This window comes from Moorena sp. SIO4G3, from assembly GCF_010692305.1.
In the GTDB taxonomy this organism is placed as follows: domain Bacteria; phylum Cyanobacteriota; class Cyanobacteriia; order Cyanobacteriales; family Coleofasciculaceae; genus Moorena; species Moorena producens_A.
This window is the reverse complement of sequence record NZ_JAAHIG010000015.1, coordinates 16,459-37,039: the sequence shown is the minus strand read 5'-3', so window position 1 is coordinate 37,039 and position 20,581 is coordinate 16,459. Positions and strand designations below refer to the sequence as shown.

Genomic DNA, 20,581 nt, shown 5'->3' with positions numbered 1-20,581 from the left:
TGTAACAAAGTTTTTTCAATTTAAACCAATTCAGCTGGATTCCTTTAAACGGATATGCGATGGACTGAAACTAGACTGGAGAGAAATCGCGGGAATAGCTGAGGAAAACCGATCAGAACCACTGACCATCAGAAATGATGGCAGTAGCTCAGAGCTGTTGGAGGGGGTGGAGCAAGGGCAAGTACCTAGGCGCAAAGTGACTGTAATCGATAAAAAAAGTGAAACAATTAAAGTTTCTATTGTCTTAGAAGGGGATATCGATTCAGTTCAAAATTTAGAATTTCTTCAATCTATTTTACGATCCTATTCAGGTGACAGTATAAATATTATTGATATTCAACCAGGCAGCATCCGATTAATTGTAGAGGGTTCTCCAGAGGATATTGAACGGCTTAGATCTCGGATAGAATCAGGAGAAATCAACGAATTAAGCGGTTTTCCTGTTCAAGATATTGAAATTTTGAGGGAAAGGTCAGAGGATGATCAAAAATGGCATCTAGTAGAAGAGATTGTTAGGCATGGAGCTGTGGGTCGAAACTTGAGGGGTGTTGACCTGAGTGATGCTGACCTGAGTGGTGCCGACCTCAGATGTGCCGACCTCAGAGGTGCTGACTTGAGGGGTACTGACCTGAAAGGTGTCAACCTGAGGGGTGCCAAGCTCAAGGGTGCCAAGCTCAGTGGTACCAACCTGATTCGTGCCTACCTGATTCGTGGTGCCAACTTGATTCTTGACTACCTGATTCGTGCCAAGCTGATTCGTGGCTACCTGAGGGGTGTCAACCTGAGTGGTGCCTATCTGAGTGGTGCCTATCTGAGTGGTGCCGACCTGAGGGATGCCAACCTGAGTTATGCCAATCTGATTCGTGCCGACCTAAGGGGTGCCAATCTGATTCGTGCCAATCTGATTCTTGCCAACTTGAAGGATGCCAACCTCAGTGGTGCCAACTTGAAGGATGCCGAACTGATTCGTGCCAGCCTGAGTCGTGCTAACCTCAGTGGTGCCTACCTCAGTGGTGCCTACCTCAGTGGTGCCTACCTGATTCTTGTCAACCTGAGTGGTGCCGACCTGAGTAATGCCAACCTGATTCATGCCAACCTGAGTCGTGCCAACCTGAGTGGTGCCGACCTGAGGAATGCCTATCTGAATCGTGCCAACCTGAGTCGTGCCAACCTCAATCGTGCCAACCTGAGGGATGCCAACCTCAATCGTGCCAACCTGAGGGATGCCAACCTCAATCGTGCCAACCTGAGTGGTGCCGACCTGAGGGATGCCCACCTGATTCGTGTAAACCTGATGGATGCTGACCTAAGTCGTGCTAAATTAGAAAATGCCCGATTCGGAAGTAACTTAGGAATTGATGAATCGATGAAGCTTGACCTAATTCAACGAGGAGCAATTTTTGAGGATTTGCCAGGGGATCGCTCTGAAAGTTTAACCCCTAGCAAAAGATAGGGATTACGGAAATTAGGGGGTACTGATAATTTTTGGGAATCCGGTAAGCTTCAATCAAACAAATGGGATTAGTCGTAGGCCACGCTACGGGAACACTTACAAATAATCAATACTCCCAACCATTTCTTCTAGAGTAGATAGCGTTTGGAATAGTAATGAACCCACAATTTTCGCCTAGATGCTCTACTAAGTTCCTAATTCCAAAATAGAGCCACGCATCCAATGGTCTTGACTGAACTCAAAGAGTATAACCACTGCTGGTTGATGAGGATTTCAATTTACTGATAAGACAAGTAGATCGAAATCCTCTTGAAAAAGCTGTCAACCAGAATTAACCATTTGTTTGAAATAAAGCAATCCGCAGTCGATCGGCTGTCTCTTCCATTTCCGCCACGGACTCTAGACTAACAACCACGCTGGGTTCAACTCCTAAAATTTCCGCCGCTTTAGCCACCGCTGCTTTTTCTTTTTCATGGTAGTTCCCATCAGCTCGACTGATTTTGATCGCTTGGTACAACATACAGCGGCGAAAATTCAATGGAAAATCATACTTTATTCCACTCAATAGCTCTTCAATGTTAGCATTTTTCCAATCGAATTTGCGGAGGGTTTCAACGTACTCTTCAACAGCTTCAGAGTCTTCCGCCATCATTTCTTGTTCGTCAATAAACCACTGTAATTCTTCTTCTGCGAGTTCTCCATCTGCACCAGCGATCGCCAATAAGGCGCAGCCGTAATTTACCCCCACCTCCAAATCAACTGAAGTGTTAGAATAAAAGCCATATTTATGCTCAGCATATTTGCTCAGTTGGACAGTTTTGCCACTGGTCATATTTTTATCCTTTTTTTATTGGTTTTGAGCATATTCAGTTTGATTGAACCAACTTTAGTGCAATTTGTCAACTCAATGTATAGCGCTACGCGCAAGGGCTTTAGGCAAGAGGCAAGAGGCAAAAGTTGACGTGCATTAGCACACCTAAGGTTTTAGGGAACAGGGAACGGAGCTTGTAACGTAGACATTTTTTCATAATTCATCATCTAAAACCCAAAGATTAAGAAAAGGGGTGTATTTATAGGGTTTATACTATTTATGAGGTAAACATAATTTTTTCTCTATTTCCGATTCCCGATTCCCGATTCCCGATTCCCGATTCCCTGTTCCCTACTCCCTAAAAACATGTACCTAACCCAATTGATAACCGTAAATTTTTATGACTAAAGACTATTGAGTTATTTATTTAAATGTAATATTTACATGGCATTTATCAAAAAAGGCTGATTAACTCAATGGAAAACTATAAAGGGAGCGGATTGAAGAAATTACGGAAAGCGGTTAGTAAGTTAGCTGCTACTCGTAAAACCCCTAAGGGTAAGGGACAGGGAAAGCCAAAGGGTAAGCCCATAGAAGAAATGCTCGGTGGTGAGGGCTTGTGACAGTTAACAAAAATGTCCACTAATCTAACACTATCTCCAAGTATGTGTGAGATTTTAGATATGGCACTTATACCAATCCGTAAGGCGGTCGAACTTACAGGACTATCAAGGAACACGTTACGGAAGTACGCAGATAATGGCACTCTCAGATGCGAAAGGACTCCAGGCGGAACTAGACTATTTCATTCAGAAGATGTACTCAGGTTCGGAGCAAGACGTTCAAAACCTGATCAACTTCGTGAACAACGAACTACCAAGACGATTTGCTACTGCCGAGTCAGTACCAACTTTCAAAGAGACGACCTCGACAGACTTCTCGCCTATCTCCATTCCCTCTTCCCCGACGCCGAAATCATCTTTGACATCGGCTCAGGTCTCAACTACAAAAGGAAAGGGCTTAGAACCATATTGGAACGAATTGTGCTCGGAGATAAGCTCACGATTGTTGTTGCCTGTAGAGACAGACTTATTCGATTTGGGTTTGAACTCATTGAGTACTTGGTTAGAAGTTACCGTAAGAGTAGTGCAGCCTTTATAGTTGGTAAATTATGCAGCATAGGGTCTTGGTTTTGTAGTAAGGCTGCACTACTCTAAGGTTTCATCTCCGGTCGGTCTCAACGGTGGAAAAATCCTGGTTCTCAGCCAATCTGAAAGCTGCCCAGAGTCCGAACTTACCGCAGATCTTCTCTGAATCATTCACGTCTTCTCCTGCCGGGTTCACGGACTCCGAAAGTACGGTAAAAAAATCAAAGAAGATTCGACTGTTCCTAAATCCTGACCAGAGATATCTTATTCGCCAATGGTTCGGAGTGTCCCGTTATGTGTTCAACAAAACCGTCAAAATCCTCCAAAATGGCGAAGTAAAAGCCAATTGGAAAGCCATCAAAACAGGGATATTAAACGACCTTCCTGAGTGGTGCAAGGAAGTACCTTATCAAATAAAATCGATAGCGATTAAGGATGCTTGCACCGCCGTCAGGGAGGCCAAGAAAAAGTCCAAAAAGACGTCACAAATTAATCGGGTAAGATTCAGGTCAAGGAAAAACCCCATTCAGTCTTGCTATATTCCTAAGTCAGCAGTTTCTGAAACAGGAATATATCACACAAAGCTGGGTAAATTGACTTACGCTGAAGACTTGCCCGTAGATATTTGTGACTGCCGACTAACTAGTAACAATGGCGATTACTATCTAGTAGTCCCTCACAAGGTAGCTGTATCATATACCGAAAACCAAGGTAGAGTAGTTGCTTGCTTACCCTGGAGTCAGAACTTTCATCACTTTTTTCAGTGAGACATCTGTAGGAAAGATTGGGCACGGAGATTTTTCTCGCATCCAACGTCTGTGTCAGCATTTAGATAATTTACTGTCTAAAATCAGTAAAGCCAAACGCGGACAAAAGCGTCGGATGAGAAAAGCCGCTAGGCGAATGGTTATCAAAATCCAGAACCTAATCAATGAGCTTCATCATAAGACAGCTAGGTTTTTGGTTGATAACTTTGATGTGATTCTACTTCCCACCTTTGAAACATCTAAAATGTCTAAAAAAGGAAATAGAAAAATCAGATCTAAAACCGTTCGGAACATGCTCACCTTTGCTCATTATCGCTTCAAGGAATTTTTGAAGCATAAAACTCAGGAAACTGGAAAAACAGTGGTAGATGTCTGCGAGGCTTACACCAGTAAGACTGTTAGCTGGACAGGTGAACTGGTAAATATAGGCGGGAGTAAGACTATCAAGTCAAAAGTTGATGGTAAAGTCATGGACAGAGACATCAACGGTGCTCGTGGTATATTTCTGCGTTCGCGCAGCGTGGCCTACGGCCATGCTTTGGGAGATACCCCCTGGTTGCGAAAGCAGCTTGCATTAGTGAGCCAGAATCCGCCCTTGGTAGATTTTGGTAGCTAAAAAGTATCGGAAACGTCGATCCACTCAAGACAGTTTTGGATCTACGGGATAATAAGTATCGCCCCCAAAACATTGAATTTGCTGTACATGCTGATGCGGCATGGGGTGGCTATTTTGCGGCGATGCTGGAAACGAAGGCTGTACCCGTCAGCACAGAGGCTGATGAACCAGTGCCTGTTCTGCCCATGAGCGATTATGTGTATGCACAATACGATAACCTTTACCGAACAGATACAGTTACAGTAGACCCTCATAAGACGGGTTACATGCCTTATCCAGCCGGGGCACTATGCTATCGGAACATGTTGATGCGGAGTCTAATTGCCTTCGAGGCTCCCTACACCAATACCGGTGAAGGCTCTGAAGGACAAGATGAATATCTTTTAGGAACTTACGGCATTGAAGGGTCGAAACCCGGTGCCGCAGCAGCAGGAGTATACCTAAGCCATAAGGTTATCCCACCAGAACCCTCAGGATACGGCAAAATCCTTGGTCGAACCTTATACAACTGCAAAATGTTCCACTGGAAGCTGCTGGAGCTGAGTGAGTCAGCCCAAGGCTATGGCGTGTTTCCAGTACCAATAGAAGACCCAGAAGGACCAATTAGCAATTATGCCAGTAAAAAAGAATTCAGAGACAAGCTACGCAGCCTATTAGCTGGAAAGCGTCCTAAGGAGATCTTGAATGGTGAGCATACCGAAGCCCTAGAATTGCTGAAGGAGACAGGAGCAGACCTGAATATTCTCACTTATGCCTTTAATTTCAAGAACAGTGATGGGACTTGGAACCAAGACTTAGAAGCAGCTAATGACTTCAATCGCCAGATCTATGATCGGATCAGTTTGAAGCTAGTGCTTCCAGAAGAAGAAGACGAAAATGTTAATGCCCAGTATAATGTGCTAGTTAGCACCACAGACTTTCAGAAAGATTATTACTGAGAAGAGTTTTTCAATAATTACAAACAACGGTTGTTACAACTTCCAGCTCCTGTAAATTCTGAACAAGATAAGGAAATCACCGTGATGCGATCAGTGGTCATGGATCCATGGATTGCTGAGAACTTAGATGGTAGTTGGTTCCTCGACACTATTATTGCGGAGTTAGACAAAGTGGTACTCCAAGTTCTTGCAGAAATGAATAATAATTCTTCTGTTTAAATTTTGTTTATTTGTTTAAACAAAAGAATTAAGCTATCAGCTAATGGCTGAATATTGACCTAAAAAAAAGGGGGAGTCGTAACAGTTCCCCCTTGAAAATCCCCATTTTTAAGTCAAAACTATAAAGATGATAACGAAAAAGGTAATAACTTGATTGAAAAACCTTATTAAATAACTTTATTAAATAATTCCTTTAGTTAAGTTATGTAACAGCTTTCACCGTTCAGGTTTGGTTAAGCTTTCAGGTTTGCTTAAGGATTCAGGTTTAAGCTACGGCAGGGGCAAAATGTTATAAAACTTCAAATTACGTTGCAACTCTTAACAAAAAAAAGCGCTTGAGATCACCAATACCCTGGTAAACTCATAAAGCAATATATAGCAATATATAGCAATCGTAATTGATTGGTGAAACTGACCCTGGGGCAAGGTGTTTCCTTGTGTTCCCTGTGTGGGGAATCTTTCTGGTTTCACGAGCTGATCCCGATTGCTAGGTCATTGTCATTGGTTTGGGCTGGGTTGAGTGACCCGGATCTGTCCACACCAGGCCACCGAGAATGGTAAGCAACTATAACAAGCAAGCAAGAGCTTAAGATGGTAGATTCCCTTAAAAAACCTGATTTTGATGAAATCCGACCCGGTATAAAAGTACCGGCGAAGGACACGATCCTAACTCCCCGGTTCTACACAACTGACTTTGAAGCAATGGCGAAGATGGATATCTCGCCTAATCAGGATGAACTGGAAGCCATCCTGGAAGAGTTTCGAGCTGACTACAATCGTCACCATTTTGTCCGGGATGAAGAGTTTAATCAATCCTGGGATCACATTGATGGGGAAAAACGCCGGTTATTTGTTGAGTTTCTGGAACGTTCCTGTACAGCGGAATTCTCTGGTTTCTTGCTGTATAAGGAATTGGGACGGCGCTTAAAGAATAAAAATCCTGTGCTGGCAGAGTGCTTTACCCTGATGTCTCGTGATGAAGCACGTCATTCGGGATTCCTGAACAAGGCTATGTCAGATTTCAATCTACAGCTGGATTTGGGATTCCTGACTAAGAGCAAGAAGTACACCTTCTTTCAGCCCAAGTTTATTTTCTACGCTACCTATCTGTCTGAGAAGATTGGCTATTGGCGGTATATTACTATCTATCGCCATTTAGAAGCTCATCCTGAAGACCGGGTCTATCCAATTTTCCGGTTCTTTGAAAACTGGTGTCAGGATGAAAACCGTCATGGGGATTTCTTTGATGCGATCATGAGAGCTCAGCCGAATACGCTGAATGATTGGCAGGCTAAGCTTTGGTCGAGATTCTTCTTGCTGTCGGTGTTTGCCACTATGTATCTGAATGATGTTCAGCGGTATGGATTTTATGCCTCCATTGGTTTAGATGCTCGTGAGTATGATAAGCATGTGATTGAGAAGACTAACGACACCTCAGGACGGGTCTTCCCAGTTATTCTGGATGTAGACCATCCGGAATTTTATGAGCGTCTGGAGATTTGTGTCCGGAATAATGATAAGCTGAGAGCGATCGCTAACTCAAATACGCCTAAGTTCTTGCAATTATTCCAGAAGTTGCCTCTCTACATGTCTAATGCCTGGCAGCTCCTAAAATTGTACCTGATCAAGCCCATTGATATGACTTCTAAACAGGGTGCTATGATCTAAAGTTTGCTCCGCTAACTGTTAGCTTCGTTTTTGTGGTGATCCTACTTTATGTAGGATCACTTTTTTTTGATTTACGCTGGGAGTCGGGAATCGGGAACAGGGAACAGGGAACAGGGAACAGGGAAAGAGAGGGGAGTGTGGGGAGATAGGGAGATGGGGAGATGGGGAGGTGGGGAGATGGGGAGATAGGGAGATGGGGAGATAGGGAGATGGGGAGATAGGGAGATAGGGAGATGGGGAGATGGGGCNGAAAAGTGTTAGTTGAGATAAATCGATGGTTCCCCAGTTCTAAAACCTGTTCTAATTGCCATTATCGAATCAAAGAATTGCCACTAGACGTAAGGACTTGGACTTGTCCAAGTTGTGGAACTTGTCACGACAGAGACGGTAATGCGGCCAAAAATATTAGAGCAGAAGGGATCAGAATGCTATCCTCCTCTGGGACAGGGGAGGTCAACGCCAGTGGAGAAGAAGTAAGACCAAAACGTGGACGTCCGTCCAAGTTGAGGCATTCTTCCGTGAAGCTGGAAGCCACGACCTCAACGAAGTAGGTCGTGGTAGTTCACTGGGACGTTACCCCATTACTCAAGCTCAATGGAAAGCGATCGCATCTCGTTCTGACCTTAAGGTCAATCAAGATTTAGATCCAGACCCCTCTTATTTTAAAGAGCCCTATCAAGGGATAGATAGATGGCAAAGACCTGTTGAACAAGTCGATTGGTATGAAGCTGTCGAGTTCTGTGACCGGCTTTCTAAGCTAACAGGAAAGGATTATAGACTACCTTCTGAAGCCCAATGGGAATATGCCTGTCGAGGGGTAACAGAACCCCTTAACCTCGAAAACGGAGCATCCTATCCCCCATTCCAATTCGGAGAAACCATTACAACAGATTTGGCTAATTATCACGGGACGGATGATAAAGACTCTAGAAGGTCAGGATCTTATGGTAGAGGGCCACAAGGAGAATACCGTGGGCAAACAACACCAGTAGGCTATTTTAAAGTCGTCAACTCTTTTGGACTCAGTGATATGCACGGGAACGTTTGGGAATGGTGCGCTGATGATTGGCATAATAACTATAAAGGTGCGCCCACTGACGGCAGTGCTTGGATTGATAATAATGAACTGGAAAATGTCAATACTGAAAATCAGTCATATTTAGACAAAAATGATGATAAAAGCTTGTATTCAGTGATGCGGGGGGGCTCATGGTTCGACTATCCTTCTTACTGCCGTTCTGCGCTTCGCTTCATCGACTTTAGGCGCGTGGACTGCGACGACTTTCTTGGTGTTCGTGTAGTGTGCGCTGGGATGAAGTCAGAAGTTTGAAGTTTGAAGTTTGAAGTTTTAAGAAATAATTTGAGTGATCAACAAGTTTCAATTCAGGACAGAACAAAGAAGTTTGCGGTTAGAATAGTCAAAGCTTGGGTTTGGTTAGAAGAATCTAAAGTTCCTAGAACCTTAGGGAATCAGTTATTAAGGTCAGGAACGTCTATCGGAGCTAATTGTAGTGAAGCTCAGTCAGCCCAATCCCGCAGAGATTTTATCAGTAAATATGAAATTGCTCTCAAGGAAGCAAGAGAAACAAAGTACTGGCTAGAGGTTCTCATAGAAGCCGAACTGGTATCATTAGAAAAGTTCAAAGGACTAATCCAAGAAACCGAATAAATTATTAAAATCCTAGTCACCACCGTCAAAAAACTCAAAGAATAGAATTCTGACTTCAAGCTTCTGACTTCAAGCTTCTGACTTCTGAGTTCATTAAAGCTGTTTGACCTAGTGGTGCGTTACGGGGCTCACTCTCCTAACCCTGGCTACGAGGGAGAAAATGAGGGCACCCCTAACGCACCCTACGCAACTTCAAACTTCTGACTTCAAACTTCTGACTTCTGACTTCAAATCCCGATTTACTCCTGTTCATCATCATCCGGTAATTTTTCCATCTCCTCGGCAATTAGCGTCTGAAAGTCTTCTCCACAATGAACATTCAGATGAATTGCAGCAGCCAGCAATTCTGCCAGAATTTCAGCTTGTTGTCTAGCACTGAGGTGAGGTGACTGAAGCTGATAGATTAATCCGGTAACGGTTTGGCATTCTGAGCCTAACTCTGTAATTAATGTCCTCAGAGTATTGCTAGTAATAGGAAGGGAGCGATCGCGAATCTGCATAATTATTTTCCCAATCGTTTTAGTGCTTGCTGAATGCCCTTCTCAAAGGCACGAATCTCAGTTTCCCAATGCCTTATTAAACCTTGATCGGGAAAGTCCTTTTCATACTCTAGTTTAATCTTTTCTTGGTGTTCAGCAATGCGCTGATTCAAGCTACGAATTGCCTTTTTGTGGTTTTTCTTTCCCATAAAGTTTCTAGATGCACCCACAGACTTGCACCAGTATCTTATGGGGCTGGTGTCTTCACCTTTATATTTTACCTACCCATACTTTTTATCTTGTAGGGTGAATGAATGGGTAGATCTCATTTTTGCGGTTTGACCTGCTGGTGCGTTACGGGGCGGGCTGTTTCAACCAGGCCAAAGAGGCTTAAAATTAGGGCGAGCCCGCCCCTAACGCACCCTACGCAACATTTACTGTTCCCTGTTCCCGATTCCCGATTCCCGATTCCCGTTACACACAAACAAAAAAGCGCCCCCCAAACGGAGAGCGCTTCTTTCAAACTCAGCCAATTAAGCCAAATTTAGATTAGCCGTTGATAACTGGAGCAGTTAAAGCAACAGGAGTAACTTCACCAGCAGCTAGATCTAGAGGGAAGTTGTGAGCGTTACGCTCGTGCATTACCTCGAAACCTAGGTTAGCGCGGTTAAGTACATCAGCCCAAGTGTTGATTACATGACCTTGAGAGTCAATAACACTTTGGTTGAAGTTGAAGCCATTGAGGTTGAACGCCATGGTGCTGATGCCCAGAGCGGTAAACCAGATGCCTACTACAGGCCAAGCACCTAAGAAGAAGTGCAAGGAACGGCTGTTGTTGAAGGACGCATATTGGAAGATCAAACGACCGAAGTAGCCGTGAGCTGCAACGATGTTGTAAGTTTCTTCCTCTTGTCCGAACTTGTAACCATAGTTCTGAGACTCGGTTTCGGTGGTCTCACGCACTAAGGAGGAGGTCACCAAAGAACCGTGCATAGCACTAAACAGTGAACCGCCGAATACGCCAGCTACACCCAGCATGTGGAAGGGGTGCATAAGAATGTTGTGCTCAGCTTGGAACACGAACATGAAGTTGAAGGTACCGCTGATTCCCAAAGGCATACCATCGGAGAAGGAACCTTGTCCAATGGGGTAGATTAGGAACACGGAAGTAGCAGCAGCCAAGGGAGCGCTGTAAGCAACGCAGATCCAAGGACGCATGCCTAGACGGTAGCTCAGCTCCCACTGACGACCCATGTAGGTGAAGATACCAACAAGGAAGTGGAAGATGATTAGCTGGTAAGGACCACCATTGTAGAGCCACTCATCTAAGGAAGCTGCTTCCCAGATTGGGTAGAAGTGCAAACCAATGGCGTTAGAAGAAGGAACAACAGCACCAGAGATGATGTTGTTGCCATAAATCAAGGAGCCAGCAACGGGCTCACGGATGCCATCGATGTCCACAGGAGGAGCAGCGATGAAGGCGATGATGAAGCAGATGGTAGCGGTTAGCAATGTGGGGATCATCAGTACACCGAACCAGCCTACATAAAGGCGGTTGTTGGTGGAAGTGATCCAATCGCAGAACCGGTCCCACACGTTAGCGTTACGCTGGTTTAATGTGGTAGTCATGTTCGGATGATTGCGTTTATTTGATTATCTAGGTTCAGCAGGCTTGTTTTGCCTGTCTGTATTTATCCTAATACAATGCTGAAGATAAATACATTTTCGGGGTTTAATCGTAACTTTATTTAAAACTACTTAACTCTACTTAATAAAATCTAGGCGATCGCTTTCCTCAATGATTACTGATAGCTAACAAAATTTTAATCAATCCGAGGGCTGAATCCGAGGGATGAATCCTATGCTGATAAAGGCTTAGGCCAGTATATGGCCAGCTTGGTGAATCCCTTTGAACCACTGCTATTTTAGCTTAACATTGCTTAACAAAATAGGAGTGATTGCTTTTGTGAATACTTACTGAAATCTCGGACTATTTTGATTAATCCTAGGGATTAGTCCTAGGTTGGGAAGTGCCTACTAACGCTATGACAAGCTTGCGGAATCTGTCTGATTGACTGCTATAACAACTTAACATTACTTAATAAAAAAGGTGCGATCGCTTTCTTAACCAGATATAGGTTTGTTAGAGCTGTCGGCAGGATACGGGCAAGATGCCCGTTCCACGAATATGCAGTAGAGAATCCTAGGGTGGGCAGTGCCTAGCAAAGCCCTTTGCAAGCTTTATTATCTGTCTGATGCTCTGCCCACCGTAATACTTAATTGCTGCTAGCCCGGAAAATGAAACAGGCAAGATGCCCGTTCCACGAATATGCAGTAGAGAATCCTAGGGTGGGCAGTGCCTAGCAAAGCCCTTTGCAAGCTTTATTATCTGTCTGATGCACTGCCCACCGTAATACTTAATTGCTGCTAGCCCGGAAAATGAAACAGGCAAGATGCCCGTTCCACCACAATGCCTGTTCCACCACAATGCCCGTTCCACCACGATTCCCGTTCCACGATGCCTGTGGGGTGGGCATCCTGTTCGCCGGAAAATGAAACGGGCAAGATGCCCGTTCCACGAATATGCAGATTCCAGCAACATGACGGTTCCACAACGATGCCTGTTCCACCAAACTATTAAATTGATATTTTCAAGCAGCTTGTCACCCGGTCAGTCTTGATTCAGCGCCATGGCACCTAAATTCCAGTTTTGATATGGCCTTTTCCATGGCTAGATTCAAAAATTGGTCTACTGATGTATACAGCCATGACACAGAGGAATTGGTCTGATCACCGATTTTCTGAAATCCTATCGCCATTGACAGCTCTTGATAACTGGGATGGATGGTCATGGCGTATAAATCCCAAAGGTTCGGAAAATCAGCTTCCATACCCACTAGGGTTTGCTGCACATCCTCCAGGAATCGACACACATTTTGGTGAGTTATATAAGGAGTATCAATCATCCAACTCCTGACTAAGACCGAAGTACAATCCGGATTTCCGGGGGTAGCCATTTTTAGGGGGTCGATAGTGGAGCTGGAACTCAAATAGAGACTATTGATAGGGGGAAGGAAGAATTTTTCCTCAGACTCACTGGCGGTGGGATAGAGCATATAGAATCCAACGGGAGCAGAGGTATCACAGCGACGTAGCACTCGCATACTACTGGGGTATTGATCTGCCCAGCTCCGTAACAGCTTGGTAATTTTGAAGGGGATATAATTGCTGGTATTACTCATCCAGTTGTAGTTGCGAGCCAAGAAATTCGCCACGATCACAGCATCAGTGCGCGGGTTAAAGCCATCAACTTGGAACTGTATGGCCTCAGCTAATGGGTTAGACGATGTTAAATGGGCAACAGGGCGAATTTTGATACAAATCGTATTGCCATCAAAGAGTTTCTCAATTAATCCGAGGTCCACTAGGATATCAATCATCATCCCAGCGGCGCGATCGCTTCCTCGGTCTTTGTTAGCATAGAACAGTTCTGCCGCTTCTCGATTAGTACAGGGCACAAACCCTTTCGGTATGGTCAATTGGCTAAGGGGTTTTCTTAAGCGACCACTCAAGTCCTGTTGCTTGAGGAGTAGATAAGCCCACAATCGCACGAAATACTCTGCCCGACAGCGAGTTAAACCGACCCGTCGTGGGGTGATCAGTTTATATATATAGTTGTCTTGTAACTCATCCGGAAACCACTCATCGATAAATGCTGGATTCATTGCTCATGGATCATGTAATAGAGTGACAAAATTGTGGCAAGGTAGTTTCATGACTTGGCTTAGCTAGCCCATTCACGATTTCTACACATTGCCGTAATCTAATGGTATTTATTGAGAGATATATATATAGAGCAACACCCCTCAAGAGTATAATTTCGGATTTTCACTCCACAAAACAAATAAAAAACGAATAACTGTCGAAAAACTTCACCGGGTGCATCTCATTTTTGCTGTTTGACACGGTGGTGCGTTACGGGCAGCAACATAACCCTGACTAAGAAGCGAAAAATGAAACCCCCCTAACGCACCCTACGCAAAATTTTCAAAACTGAGATGCACCCAACTTCACCTTCCTTCCGGTCCCTTCACCCGGCTACCGTTGATTGCAAACAAATGCAACGAACTTGGGAAATCTGTAGCTTGCTCATTGTAGCTACAGGAGTTCGCCTATAAAAATGACTGTATAAGTAAGCCACGACGAGTTACTCAATTCAGCCATCTCTGTATAGAGTTCTTGGGTAATTCGCATGGGTTATGGGTATTGAAGGAGATTCAACATGTATAGCTTACAGTCCCAGATTAACCAGCAAGTTAAAAGTTTCGCTCAGCTCAGTCATTCAGAAAATAAGTCTAAAATTGCTAGTTTACAATCGAAAAACTCTCAATTCCTTCTACAAGCTATTCTTGAAGGGTTTGTTGACGGTGTATTGATTCTGACGTCTCAAGGAAAGTGGGTTCATGCTAATGAACGTGGGAGTCGCATTTGTCGTCAACTCTGTCAAGATAAGTCACAGATGAGTTCTATCCCTGAGTCAATTTGGGGAGTGTGCGAAGCGTTAATTGATAGTCGCGATTGGTTTTCTGGGCAAAAAATGATTCTTGAGTCGGAAATCAAAACGGATAATTCCCTAACATTTCGAGTTAGGGTCAGATGGTTAGCCTTGGATAATCAAGCAGATCCTTATCTGTTAGTAACTATAGAAAATCGCCATAATTCTCGCTACAATGCTGCTATTACTGATGCTAAAAAATATGGATTGACTAACCGGGAAGCTGAAGTGTGGTTGCTTAAGAAAGATAAACTGTCTTACAAAGAAATTGCAGCTCGGCTTTATATTACTACCAATACCGTTAAGAAGCATATGAAAAATATTTATGCTAAACAACAGGCATTAGTTAGTATGGAATAGGGAGTAGGGAGTAGGGAGTAGGGAGTAGGCAAGAGGCAAGAGGAACCCACCCCTAACCCCTCCCAGGAGGGGAAGGCAAGAGGCAAGAGGCAAGAGGCAAGAGGCAAGAGGCAAGAGGGTGCATCTCAATATTTGTAAATCCCTGAAGGAGAAGGTGCTCTCGAGCAGGTTATACAGGTCAACCCAGGGGTGATTATCCTAGATTTGCAATTGCCGAAGGTGTCTGGCTGGAAGGTTTTGGCTCAGCTAAAAGCTCATCCCCAAACCGAACACATCCCAGTGATTATTCTTTCTGTAGTGGATGAGCGATCGCAAGCGTTGGAGATGGGTGCGTCTGAATATCTGGTTAAACCCGTTTCCCGCCAACTGTTGCGCTCAACAATTAGCAAAATTTTGGGTCCTTTAGAAACACCAGAGTCAGTCAAGCATGGCGAAACTGCTCTGATGGTTACGCCTCACAAAGCTCCAGAGTCACCGTTAATCTTAATTGCAGAGGATAATGAAACTAACATTAAGACCATTTGGGATTACTTGCTCAACAAAGGCTATCGGTTGATATTAGCCAAGAATGGCTGGGAAGCGATTAGCCAAGCTAAAGAGTATCACCCACAGCTGATTATGATGGATATTCAGATGCCAGATATGGACGGTATTGAAGCGATTAAGCGAATTCGAGACAATCAGGAAACGAGCGTTATTCCCATTATTGCCGTAACAGCACTGGCGATGCCAGGAGATAAGGAGAAATGCCTAGGGGCTGGCGCGGACGAATACATCTCTAAACCAGTGAGTCTGAAGAACTTAGTCAGTACTATTCAAAAGTATGTTCATGTAGAGGTTAAGGATTTGCAATTAGTTAGTAATTAGTTATTTGCATTAGTTATAAGTCCCAAGTAGGTTTAAACCTACTAATTAATGGTATATAAATTAATGGTATATAAATTAGTTTTAACCAACATCAATCCCAGACATCTGTATTTAATATGATCAACTATTCAAGCGCATAAAGGGTGTTATTGATGGATAGTCAAAACTCTATACTAGTAGTTGATGATGAACCCTGTGGGTTTGATGTCATTGAGGCTCTACTGTTCAAGGAAGGTTACAACTTGAGCTATGCCTCTTGTGGTGAAGAGGCATTGAACCGTCTAGAGGAAATTCAGCCGGACGTAATCTTATTGGACGTGATGATGCCAGAACTTGATGGTATAGAGGTTTGCCATCGGATCAAGTCTCACCCAAACTGGCACCATATCCCAATTATTATCGTAACGGCTCTGAATTCTAAGGAAGATCTTGCCCGATGCCTGGATGCAGGAGCTGATGATTTCCTAGGTAAACCGGTTAGTGGACTCGAACTGCGGTCTAGAGTGCGTTCGATGTTACGGATCAAGAAACAACATGATCAGCTAGCTGCTACTCTACAGCTGAGGGAAGATATGTCTCATATGATCGTGCATGATTTGAGGCATCCTTTGGCTAATATTATCATATCTTGTGAGATTTTGCAGCAAACTGAACTCGACAAAAAACAGCAAAGAAAGACTGAACAAATCTTGAAATCAGCTCTCCAGCTGCGCTCAATGACGGATAACTTATTGATGATGGCAAAGTTACAATCGGGAAAACTTAGCCTTAATCGAGACTTGGTGGATCTAAATGCACTCGAACAAGAGGTAGTTTTAGATTTCCAAGCCATTGCTCATGAGAAAAATATTCAGCTAGTTAGTGAGCTACCAGAATCTAGTAAGGCTCTTTTAATTGATGCCAATTTAATCCGTCGTGTCTTAGATAACTTGCTCTCAAATGCCATCAAATTTTCTCCTTCACAAAGTAAAATTCTACTGCAAGTAGATTATCCAGTAGATCCCGAACCCCAAGCTAGAATTCGCATTGCAGATTTTGGACCTGGGATTGAAGAAGAATTGCGAAAACGTATTTTTGATAAGTACGATGTGGGAAATTTAATGACTGGAATTTCTCAAACTGGTCTAGGATTAACGTTCTGTAAAATGGCAGTTGAAGCTCATGGTGGTAGAATATTTGTAGAAAATAATCAACCATCGGGTTCAGTGTTCACTGTAGAAATTTAGTTATAAATTGTAAGCATATGCGCTACGCGCAGGCTACGCCAACAGCCGTCAGCCGTCAGCCTTTGGCTGATAGCTGAGAGCTCTCAGCTGATAGCTGACTATAAATTTAAGTAAAAGCTGTCAAAGAAAGACTTCCTACTTAATTAGATTTTGCTTCCAAGTTTTCCAGGCGGCTTTTGAGTGCCTGATTATCTTTTTTGAGTTTGTCAAGTTCGTCCCGTAACTGTTTAAGGGCTTTGTCAGAGCCAATGGTTTTCTGGACTTTCTGAATGGCTTCTTCTGCAATCCGACGAATTCGCCCATCAGGCGTATTCTCTAAAAGCGATCGCAAAATATCCATCGCTTTCGGGGTTTCCATTTTTCCTAGAGCCCCAACTATGGTGACTTGAGTCAAATAGAAGGTTTCACGGGAAAGTTCTTCTAATTGCTCCAGAATCGACTCTATTTTATTGGGAGTCTGACCTTTAGAAATGTCTCCTAAAGATCGAATCGCTGCTAGGCGAAGGGGTTGAGGTATGCCAGGAGTGGTATATTCCAAAATTACGTCTAGGGCAATGGGTGACGATTTAATTTGACTTAAGCCAGCAATGGCACCGCTACGTACTACTTCATTCCAACCACTCCTTTCTTCGAGTACTTTTGTCAGCAATTGGATTACTTCATCTTCTCTATCCTTAAGGCTTGCCGAAAGCATTCCCCCAAGTGACCTGGCGGCTGTTGCTTCTACGTAGTAGCTGGCATCCCCTTTTTCTAGTAATTGCTTGAGAGCATTGTAGCTTTCTAGAGTCTTCACCTCACCCAAGGCTTGGACAACGGCACGACGCACACGGAGATTTTGATCGGACAAGCCAGCAATTAAGGCGGCTTCGGCTTGATCTAGTTTTACCTTAGCTAATTGTTTGGCGACTTCTAAACGAACACCCCAGAATGAGTCACTCTTTAGGGCATCACACAAGGCTTTTACTGCTTCTAATCCTCCCTTTTTCGCCAAGGCTTTCCCTGCATAGATACGGGAGATGGGGTCTGGGTCAAATTTAAGCTGGGCTTTGAGCTCGGCTATGGGGTATTCTAGGGAAACGGTTTTGAGGTAATTATTCCCGTGGTCGAAGCTAATTAAGTTAGGTTTTTTCTGCAGTGGGAAATAGAAACTTTGTTCCCGTTCATGAACCCTGACCGTAAATGTCTGTAGACAGGTTTCATTAGACGTTTTCACAGGAGAATCCTCTTCGAGCTGGGTGTAACCAAAGGCAATCGGGATTTTGAGGTCAAATAGTTCACTATCGCTACCGGTGTTACTATCTTTTGCCTGAGTTTGGGTTACTGTAACTTTAGCCAACTGGCTATCCCCATCCCAGGAATAGGCAACTTTGTATTCAGGATGACCACCTCGGAAGACGTACTGGTCAAATAGGAATAACAGATTACGACCGGTAGCTTTTTCAATCGCCCTTAGCAGGTCAATGGTTTCTACGGTTTTGTGAGCATTATCTTTAACAAAGGTTTGGATTGCTTTCCAGAACAAGTCTTCCCCTAACTCTGCCCGAATCATATGATAGACGCAAGCACCTTTTTCATAAAGGTGCCGATCGTAGAGTTCAATAGCTTCTCGATAGACATGGGTCACCATGGGGCGGCGGTAACGAGAACTATCTTCTGAGATATAGCTACGTGCTTCATTGAGTAGGTAGTAGGCAGCATCATCTTTACCATACTCATGTTCGGTCCAAAACACTTCTGTGTAGGATGCCATGCCTTCCTTAATCCAGGCATGGGACCAGTGTTTAATCACCACTAAGTCCCCAAACCACTGATGAGCAAGTTCGTGAACCACCAGGCTTTCAGTCCGTTGGTTATCGGTAGCTGCTCGTTCATCAAGCAAGCAACGGTCTGTTAACAGAGTGGTGGAGGTGTTTTCCATACCACCAAAGATGAAGTCTTCTACACAGACTTGGGCGTATTTCGGATAGGGGTAGGGATAGCCAAAGGTTTTACTCAAGAACTCTATCATTCCAGGAGTTTTGCCCATGCTACGGCGAGCATCCTCCTCTCGCCCCTTCTCCACGTAGTAGCTGACTGGTTTGCCCTGCCATTCATCCTTAATTTCCGCAAAGTCTGCTACTGCTAGAGTCATCAGGTAAGTGGGATGAACTTCCTGTTGCCTCCAGTGGTATATGGTTTCATCCCCTTCTTCTTCTGTAGCAATTAGTTCCCCGTTGGAGATAGCAATCAGGGGTTTTGGCACTCTAACCCGGATTTCGGAGGTAGCAAGTTGACCAGGATAATCGAAACAAGGGAACCAGTAGCGAGAGTCTTCATCTTCTCCTTGGGTCCAAACTTGGGTGGGTTTATTGGGGTAGTGTTGGTTGGGATGAATGAAGTAAATACCCCGCTGGGGGTTGTCTACACTGTATGCGATCGCAATCTTAATCGCTTTTCCAACAACAACCGGGTTAAGTAGCTGAATCTTTAGTTGTTCCCCATCATAGTCAAAGGCTTGGGGGATTTGGTCAACCTGCACTGAAGCGATAGTCAAGTTAACCGCATCAAGTACTAGCTGTTTAATGCCGCGTATTGGGTTGAGGGTGATAGTGCAGGTACCGCTAACCCTTTCGAGGGGGATATCCAGAGTTAAATCCAGGAAAATATGCTCCACTTGTCCTGGGCGGTCAGGATTGTATTGGGGTCTAGCACCGGGTAATTCAAAGGACTTGTGAGTTTTGCTTTCGGTATCAAAATACGACTGGGACATTAGTGAAGTTGTAGAACTGAACAGTGTGGACAATAGGGTTAAGTGGAGCTATGGGAAGTTTCGGAAAGGAAAAGGAATCGCCCTTCCTGTAGCGGTCGATTGCTCTATTCTAAATTAACTGATCTGTCGATTAATCCTGATCAGGTCAGGTTTTATGGAATTTTTAACAGCTACAGACCTTGAGGGAAGATTACTGGTTTGTGAGTGTCTGTTAACTCATTGGTTTTGGGAAATAAAAAATTAACGATCAACAACCGATTTAGCTGATTTAGCTAATTACCGCACTACCCATGCCTTGGAACATCAACCATGATAAGAAAAAGTTGCTAATAAAAATTGCCAGCAAAGCAGTAACAACAGCAGTGGTGGTAGATTGACCTACACCCTTAGCACCTCCTGTCGTGGTTAACCCCCAGCTACAACCAATCACAGAAATTAACAGCCCAAACACTACAGATTTAATAGCAGCAGAGAACAAGTCCCAAATTCCTAGGAAGTTACGAGCGGAATCAAGAAACACAGACTGGGGAATACCATAAATATTCTGAGCCAGGAGTACTCCTCCTACCATACCAGTCACAATGGCGAGAATCGTCAACACTGGCAGCATCAGACAACAAGCAATAACTCGAGGAATCACTAAGTAATCAATCGGGTCAGTCTTAAGCATATACAAAGCATCAATTTGCTCTGAAACGCGCATAGTACCAATTTCAGCAGCAAATGCCGAACCAACTCGTCCTGCCAAAACCACAGCAGTCAACACCGGAGCCAATTCCCTAGCTAAAGCCAGAGCCAAGACTCCCCCAATGGCATTGGTTGCACCAAAATTAATGAATTCCCGTGTTACCTGAATGGTAAACACCATACCGATTACAGTAGCAGTGAGCAGAGCAATTATCAGAGACTCTGGTCCAACAGTTACCATTTGCTCGATAGTATTGCGGCGGTGAATCTTCCCAGTTAGTAGATGAAGTATCACTTGCCCAGCTAAGAAAATCGCAGCCAGTAAACGCTGACTCCATAACCCGAGGCTGGAAGTTTTAGCCATTAATC

Annotated in this window: 24 protein-coding genes and 1 pseudogene; 16 read left to right on the top strand and 9 right to left on the bottom strand. The window is 44.0% G+C overall.

The annotated features are described in order from the left end of the window. Positions 1 to 1,453, top strand: a 1,453-nt coding sequence (locus F6J99_RS05110; protein WP_293111982.1) for a pentapeptide repeat-containing protein, incomplete at its 5' end; no start/stop codon positions are given. Positions 1,454 to 1,784: 331 nt separating this feature from the next. On the opposite strand, the gene F6J99_RS05105 is transcribed toward F6J99_RS05110, so the two are convergent. Then, entirely contained in the window at positions 1,785 to 2,285 is a 501-nt protein-coding gene (locus tag F6J99_RS05105; RefSeq protein ID WP_293111981.1) for a TerB family tellurite resistance protein, read from the bottom strand. Between the two features lie 455 nt (positions 2,286 to 2,740). Between F6J99_RS05105 and F6J99_RS05100 the strand changes: the two genes are divergently transcribed. The 12 genes and pseudogenes from F6J99_RS05100 to F6J99_RS05045 all read left to right on the top strand — a co-directional run bounded on the left by F6J99_RS05100 (position 2,741) and on the right by F6J99_RS05045 (position 9,289). Next, on the top strand, positions 2,741 to 2,887 hold the full coding sequence (locus F6J99_RS05100; protein ID WP_293111980.1) for a hypothetical protein: 147 nt from the start codon (positions 2,741 to 2,743) through the stop codon (positions 2,885 to 2,887). Positions 2,888 to 2,899: 12 nt separating this feature from the next. Next, positions 2,900 to 3,481: an IS607 family transposase gene (locus tag F6J99_RS05095; protein ID WP_365972634.1), complete on the top strand. Its 582-nt coding sequence runs from the start codon at positions 2,900 to 2,902 to the stop codon at positions 3,479 to 3,481. A gap of 26 nt (positions 3,482 to 3,507) precedes the next feature. Beyond that, entirely contained in the window at positions 3,508 to 4,179 is a 672-nt protein-coding gene (locus tag F6J99_RS05090; protein WP_293111979.1) for a helix-turn-helix domain-containing protein, read from the top strand. Then, the gene (locus tag F6J99_RS05085) at positions 4,133 to 4,795 is read left to right on the top strand and encodes a zinc ribbon domain-containing protein (RefSeq protein ID WP_293111978.1); all 663 of its coding nucleotides are present in this window, start codon (positions 4,133 to 4,135) and stop codon (positions 4,793 to 4,795) included. Before F6J99_RS05090 ends, F6J99_RS05085 begins: the two co-directional genes overlap by 47 nt. Positions 4,796 to 4,830: 35 nt before the next feature. Continuing rightward, positions 4,831 to 5,733, top strand: coding sequence for a hypothetical protein (locus F6J99_RS05080; RefSeq protein ID WP_293111977.1), 903 nt, complete (start codon positions 4,831 to 4,833; stop codon positions 5,731 to 5,733). A 30-nt stretch (positions 5,734 to 5,763) separates the two neighbouring features. Further along, positions 5,764 to 5,952: a hypothetical protein gene (locus F6J99_RS05075; protein WP_293111976.1), complete on the top strand. Its 189-nt coding sequence runs from the start codon at positions 5,764 to 5,766 to the stop codon at positions 5,950 to 5,952. Positions 5,953 to 6,357: 405 nt separating this feature from the next. Then, the gene (locus tag F6J99_RS05070) at positions 6,358 to 6,513 is read left to right on the top strand and encodes a hypothetical protein (RefSeq protein WP_293081161.1); all 156 of its coding nucleotides are present in this window, start codon (positions 6,358 to 6,360) and stop codon (positions 6,511 to 6,513) included. A 30-nt stretch (positions 6,514 to 6,543) separates the two neighbouring features. Beyond that, positions 6,544 to 7,620 (top strand): magnesium-protoporphyrin IX monomethyl ester (oxidative) cyclase, encoded by a 1,077-nt coding sequence (gene acsF, locus F6J99_RS05065; protein ID WP_293111975.1) that lies wholly within the window; start codon positions 6,544 to 6,546, stop codon positions 7,618 to 7,620. Positions 7,621 to 7,686: 66 nt separating this feature from the next. Further along, a complete protein-coding gene (locus F6J99_RS05060; protein WP_293111974.1) occupies positions 7,687 to 7,809 on the top strand; it encodes a hypothetical protein in 123 nt (40 codons plus the stop codon). Between the two features lie 62 nt (positions 7,810 to 7,871). Beyond that, positions 7,872 to 8,171, top strand: a pseudogene (locus tag F6J99_RS05055) (zinc ribbon domain-containing protein); the annotation flags it as partial. A 14-nt stretch (positions 8,172 to 8,185) separates the two neighbouring features. Continuing rightward, a complete protein-coding gene (locus tag F6J99_RS05050) occupies positions 8,186 to 8,950 on the top strand; it encodes a formylglycine-generating enzyme family protein (protein WP_365972637.1) in 765 nt (254 codons plus the stop codon). 3 nt (positions 8,951 to 8,953) lie between these two features. Then, a complete protein-coding gene (locus F6J99_RS05045; RefSeq protein WP_293111973.1) occupies positions 8,954 to 9,289 on the top strand; it encodes a four helix bundle protein in 336 nt (111 codons plus the stop codon). Positions 9,290 to 9,528: 239 nt separating this feature from the next. Here F6J99_RS05045 and F6J99_RS05040 read toward each other — a convergent pair whose 3' ends face one another. The 5 genes from F6J99_RS05040 to F6J99_RS05020 all read right to left on the bottom strand — a co-directional run bounded on the left by F6J99_RS05040 (position 9,529) and on the right by F6J99_RS05020 (position 13,493). Further along, on the bottom strand, positions 9,529 to 9,789 hold the full coding sequence (locus F6J99_RS05040; protein ID WP_293111972.1) for a hypothetical protein: 261 nt from the start codon (positions 9,787 to 9,789) through the stop codon (positions 9,529 to 9,531). 2 nt (positions 9,790 to 9,791) lie between these two features. Continuing rightward, positions 9,792 to 9,998, bottom strand: a complete 207-nt coding sequence (locus tag F6J99_RS05035; RefSeq protein WP_293111971.1) for a hypothetical protein — start codon at positions 9,996 to 9,998, stop codon at positions 9,792 to 9,794. Between the two features lie 319 nt (positions 9,999 to 10,317). Then, positions 10,318 to 11,397: a photosystem II q(b) protein gene (gene psbA, locus F6J99_RS05030; protein WP_070395652.1), complete on the bottom strand. Its 1,080-nt coding sequence runs from the start codon at positions 11,395 to 11,397 to the stop codon at positions 10,318 to 10,320. 788 nt (positions 11,398 to 12,185) lie between these two features. Then, positions 12,186 to 12,398, bottom strand: coding sequence for a hypothetical protein (locus tag F6J99_RS05025; protein ID WP_293111970.1), 213 nt, complete (start codon positions 12,396 to 12,398; stop codon positions 12,186 to 12,188). Between the two features lie 33 nt (positions 12,399 to 12,431). After that, the gene (locus F6J99_RS05020) at positions 12,432 to 13,493 is read right to left on the bottom strand and encodes a hypothetical protein (protein WP_293111969.1); all 1,062 of its coding nucleotides are present in this window, start codon (positions 13,491 to 13,493) and stop codon (positions 12,432 to 12,434) included. Between the two features lie 557 nt (positions 13,494 to 14,050). Here F6J99_RS05020 and F6J99_RS05015 point away from each other — a divergent pair. Next, positions 14,051 to 14,683 (top strand): helix-turn-helix transcriptional regulator, encoded by a 633-nt coding sequence (locus tag F6J99_RS05015; RefSeq protein WP_293111968.1) that lies wholly within the window; start codon positions 14,051 to 14,053, stop codon positions 14,681 to 14,683. Here F6J99_RS05015 and F6J99_RS05010 read toward each other — a convergent pair. Then, positions 14,666 to 14,812 (bottom strand): hypothetical protein, encoded by a 147-nt coding sequence (locus F6J99_RS05010; protein ID WP_293111967.1) that lies wholly within the window; start codon positions 14,810 to 14,812, stop codon positions 14,666 to 14,668. The two genes, F6J99_RS05015 and F6J99_RS05010, sit on opposite strands and share 18 nt — an antisense overlap. Positions 14,813 to 14,821: 9 nt before the next feature. Between F6J99_RS05010 and F6J99_RS05005 the strand changes: the two genes are divergently transcribed. Together F6J99_RS05005 and F6J99_RS05000 are read left to right on the top strand one after the other, a co-directional pair. Further along, positions 14,822 to 15,550: a response regulator gene (locus F6J99_RS05005; RefSeq protein WP_293111983.1), complete on the top strand. Its 729-nt coding sequence runs from the start codon at positions 14,822 to 14,824 to the stop codon at positions 15,548 to 15,550. A 152-nt stretch (positions 15,551 to 15,702) separates the two neighbouring features. After that, positions 15,703 to 16,776 (top strand): hybrid sensor histidine kinase/response regulator, encoded by a 1,074-nt coding sequence (locus F6J99_RS05000; protein ID WP_293111966.1) that lies wholly within the window; start codon positions 15,703 to 15,705, stop codon positions 16,774 to 16,776. Positions 16,777 to 16,915: 139 nt separating this feature from the next. Here the strand turns inward: F6J99_RS05000 and F6J99_RS04995 are convergent, their stop codons facing one another. Beyond that, on the bottom strand, positions 16,916 to 19,525 hold the full coding sequence (locus F6J99_RS04995) for a M1 family metallopeptidase (protein ID WP_293111965.1): 2,610 nt from the start codon (positions 19,523 to 19,525) through the stop codon (positions 16,916 to 16,918). A gap of 268 nt (positions 19,526 to 19,793) precedes the next feature. Next, positions 19,794 to 20,576 carry an MlaE family lipid ABC transporter permease subunit gene (locus F6J99_RS04990; RefSeq protein WP_070396240.1) on the bottom strand — a complete coding sequence of 261 codons (783 nt, stop codon included), beginning with the start codon at positions 20,574 to 20,576 and terminating at the stop codon, positions 19,794 to 19,796. Positions 20,577 to 20,581: the final 5 nt, after the last annotated feature.

Excerpts from the sequence above, each read along its gene's own strand:
- acsF (WP_293111975.1), top strand. The coding sequence starts at position 6,544 with ATGGTAGATTCCCTTAAAAAACCTGATTTTGATGAAATCCGACCCGGT.
- F6J99_RS05000 (WP_293111966.1), top strand. The coding sequence starts at position 15,703 with ATGGATAGTCAAAACTCTATACTAGTAGTTGATGATGAACCCTGTGGG.
- F6J99_RS05020 (WP_293111969.1), bottom strand. The coding sequence starts at position 13,493 with ATGAATCCAGCATTTATCGATGAGTGGTTTCCGGATGAGTTACAAGAC.
- F6J99_RS05105 (WP_293111981.1), bottom strand. The coding sequence starts at position 2,285 with ATGACCAGTGGCAAAACTGTCCAACTGAGCAAATATGCTGAGCATAAA.
- F6J99_RS04995 (WP_293111965.1), bottom strand. The coding sequence starts at position 19,525 with ATGTCCCAGTCGTATTTTGATACCGAAAGCAAAACTCACAAGTCCTTT.
- psbA (WP_070395652.1), bottom strand. The coding sequence starts at position 11,397 with ATGACTACCACATTAAACCAGCGTAACGCTAACGTGTGGGACCGGTTC.
- F6J99_RS05095 (WP_365972634.1), top strand. The coding sequence starts at position 2,900 with ATGTCCACTAATCTAACACTATCTCCAAGTATGTGTGAGATTTTAGAT.
- F6J99_RS05100 (WP_293111980.1), top strand. The coding sequence starts at position 2,741 with ATGGAAAACTATAAAGGGAGCGGATTGAAGAAATTACGGAAAGCGGTT.
- F6J99_RS05015 (WP_293111968.1), top strand. The coding sequence starts at position 14,051 with ATGTATAGCTTACAGTCCCAGATTAACCAGCAAGTTAAAAGTTTCGCT.
- F6J99_RS05040 (WP_293111972.1), bottom strand. The coding sequence starts at position 9,789 with ATGCAGATTCGCGATCGCTCCCTTCCTATTACTAGCAATACTCTGAGG.
- F6J99_RS04990 (WP_070396240.1), bottom strand. The coding sequence starts at position 20,576 with ATGGCTAAAACTTCCAGCCTCGGGTTATGGAGTCAGCGTTTACTGGCT.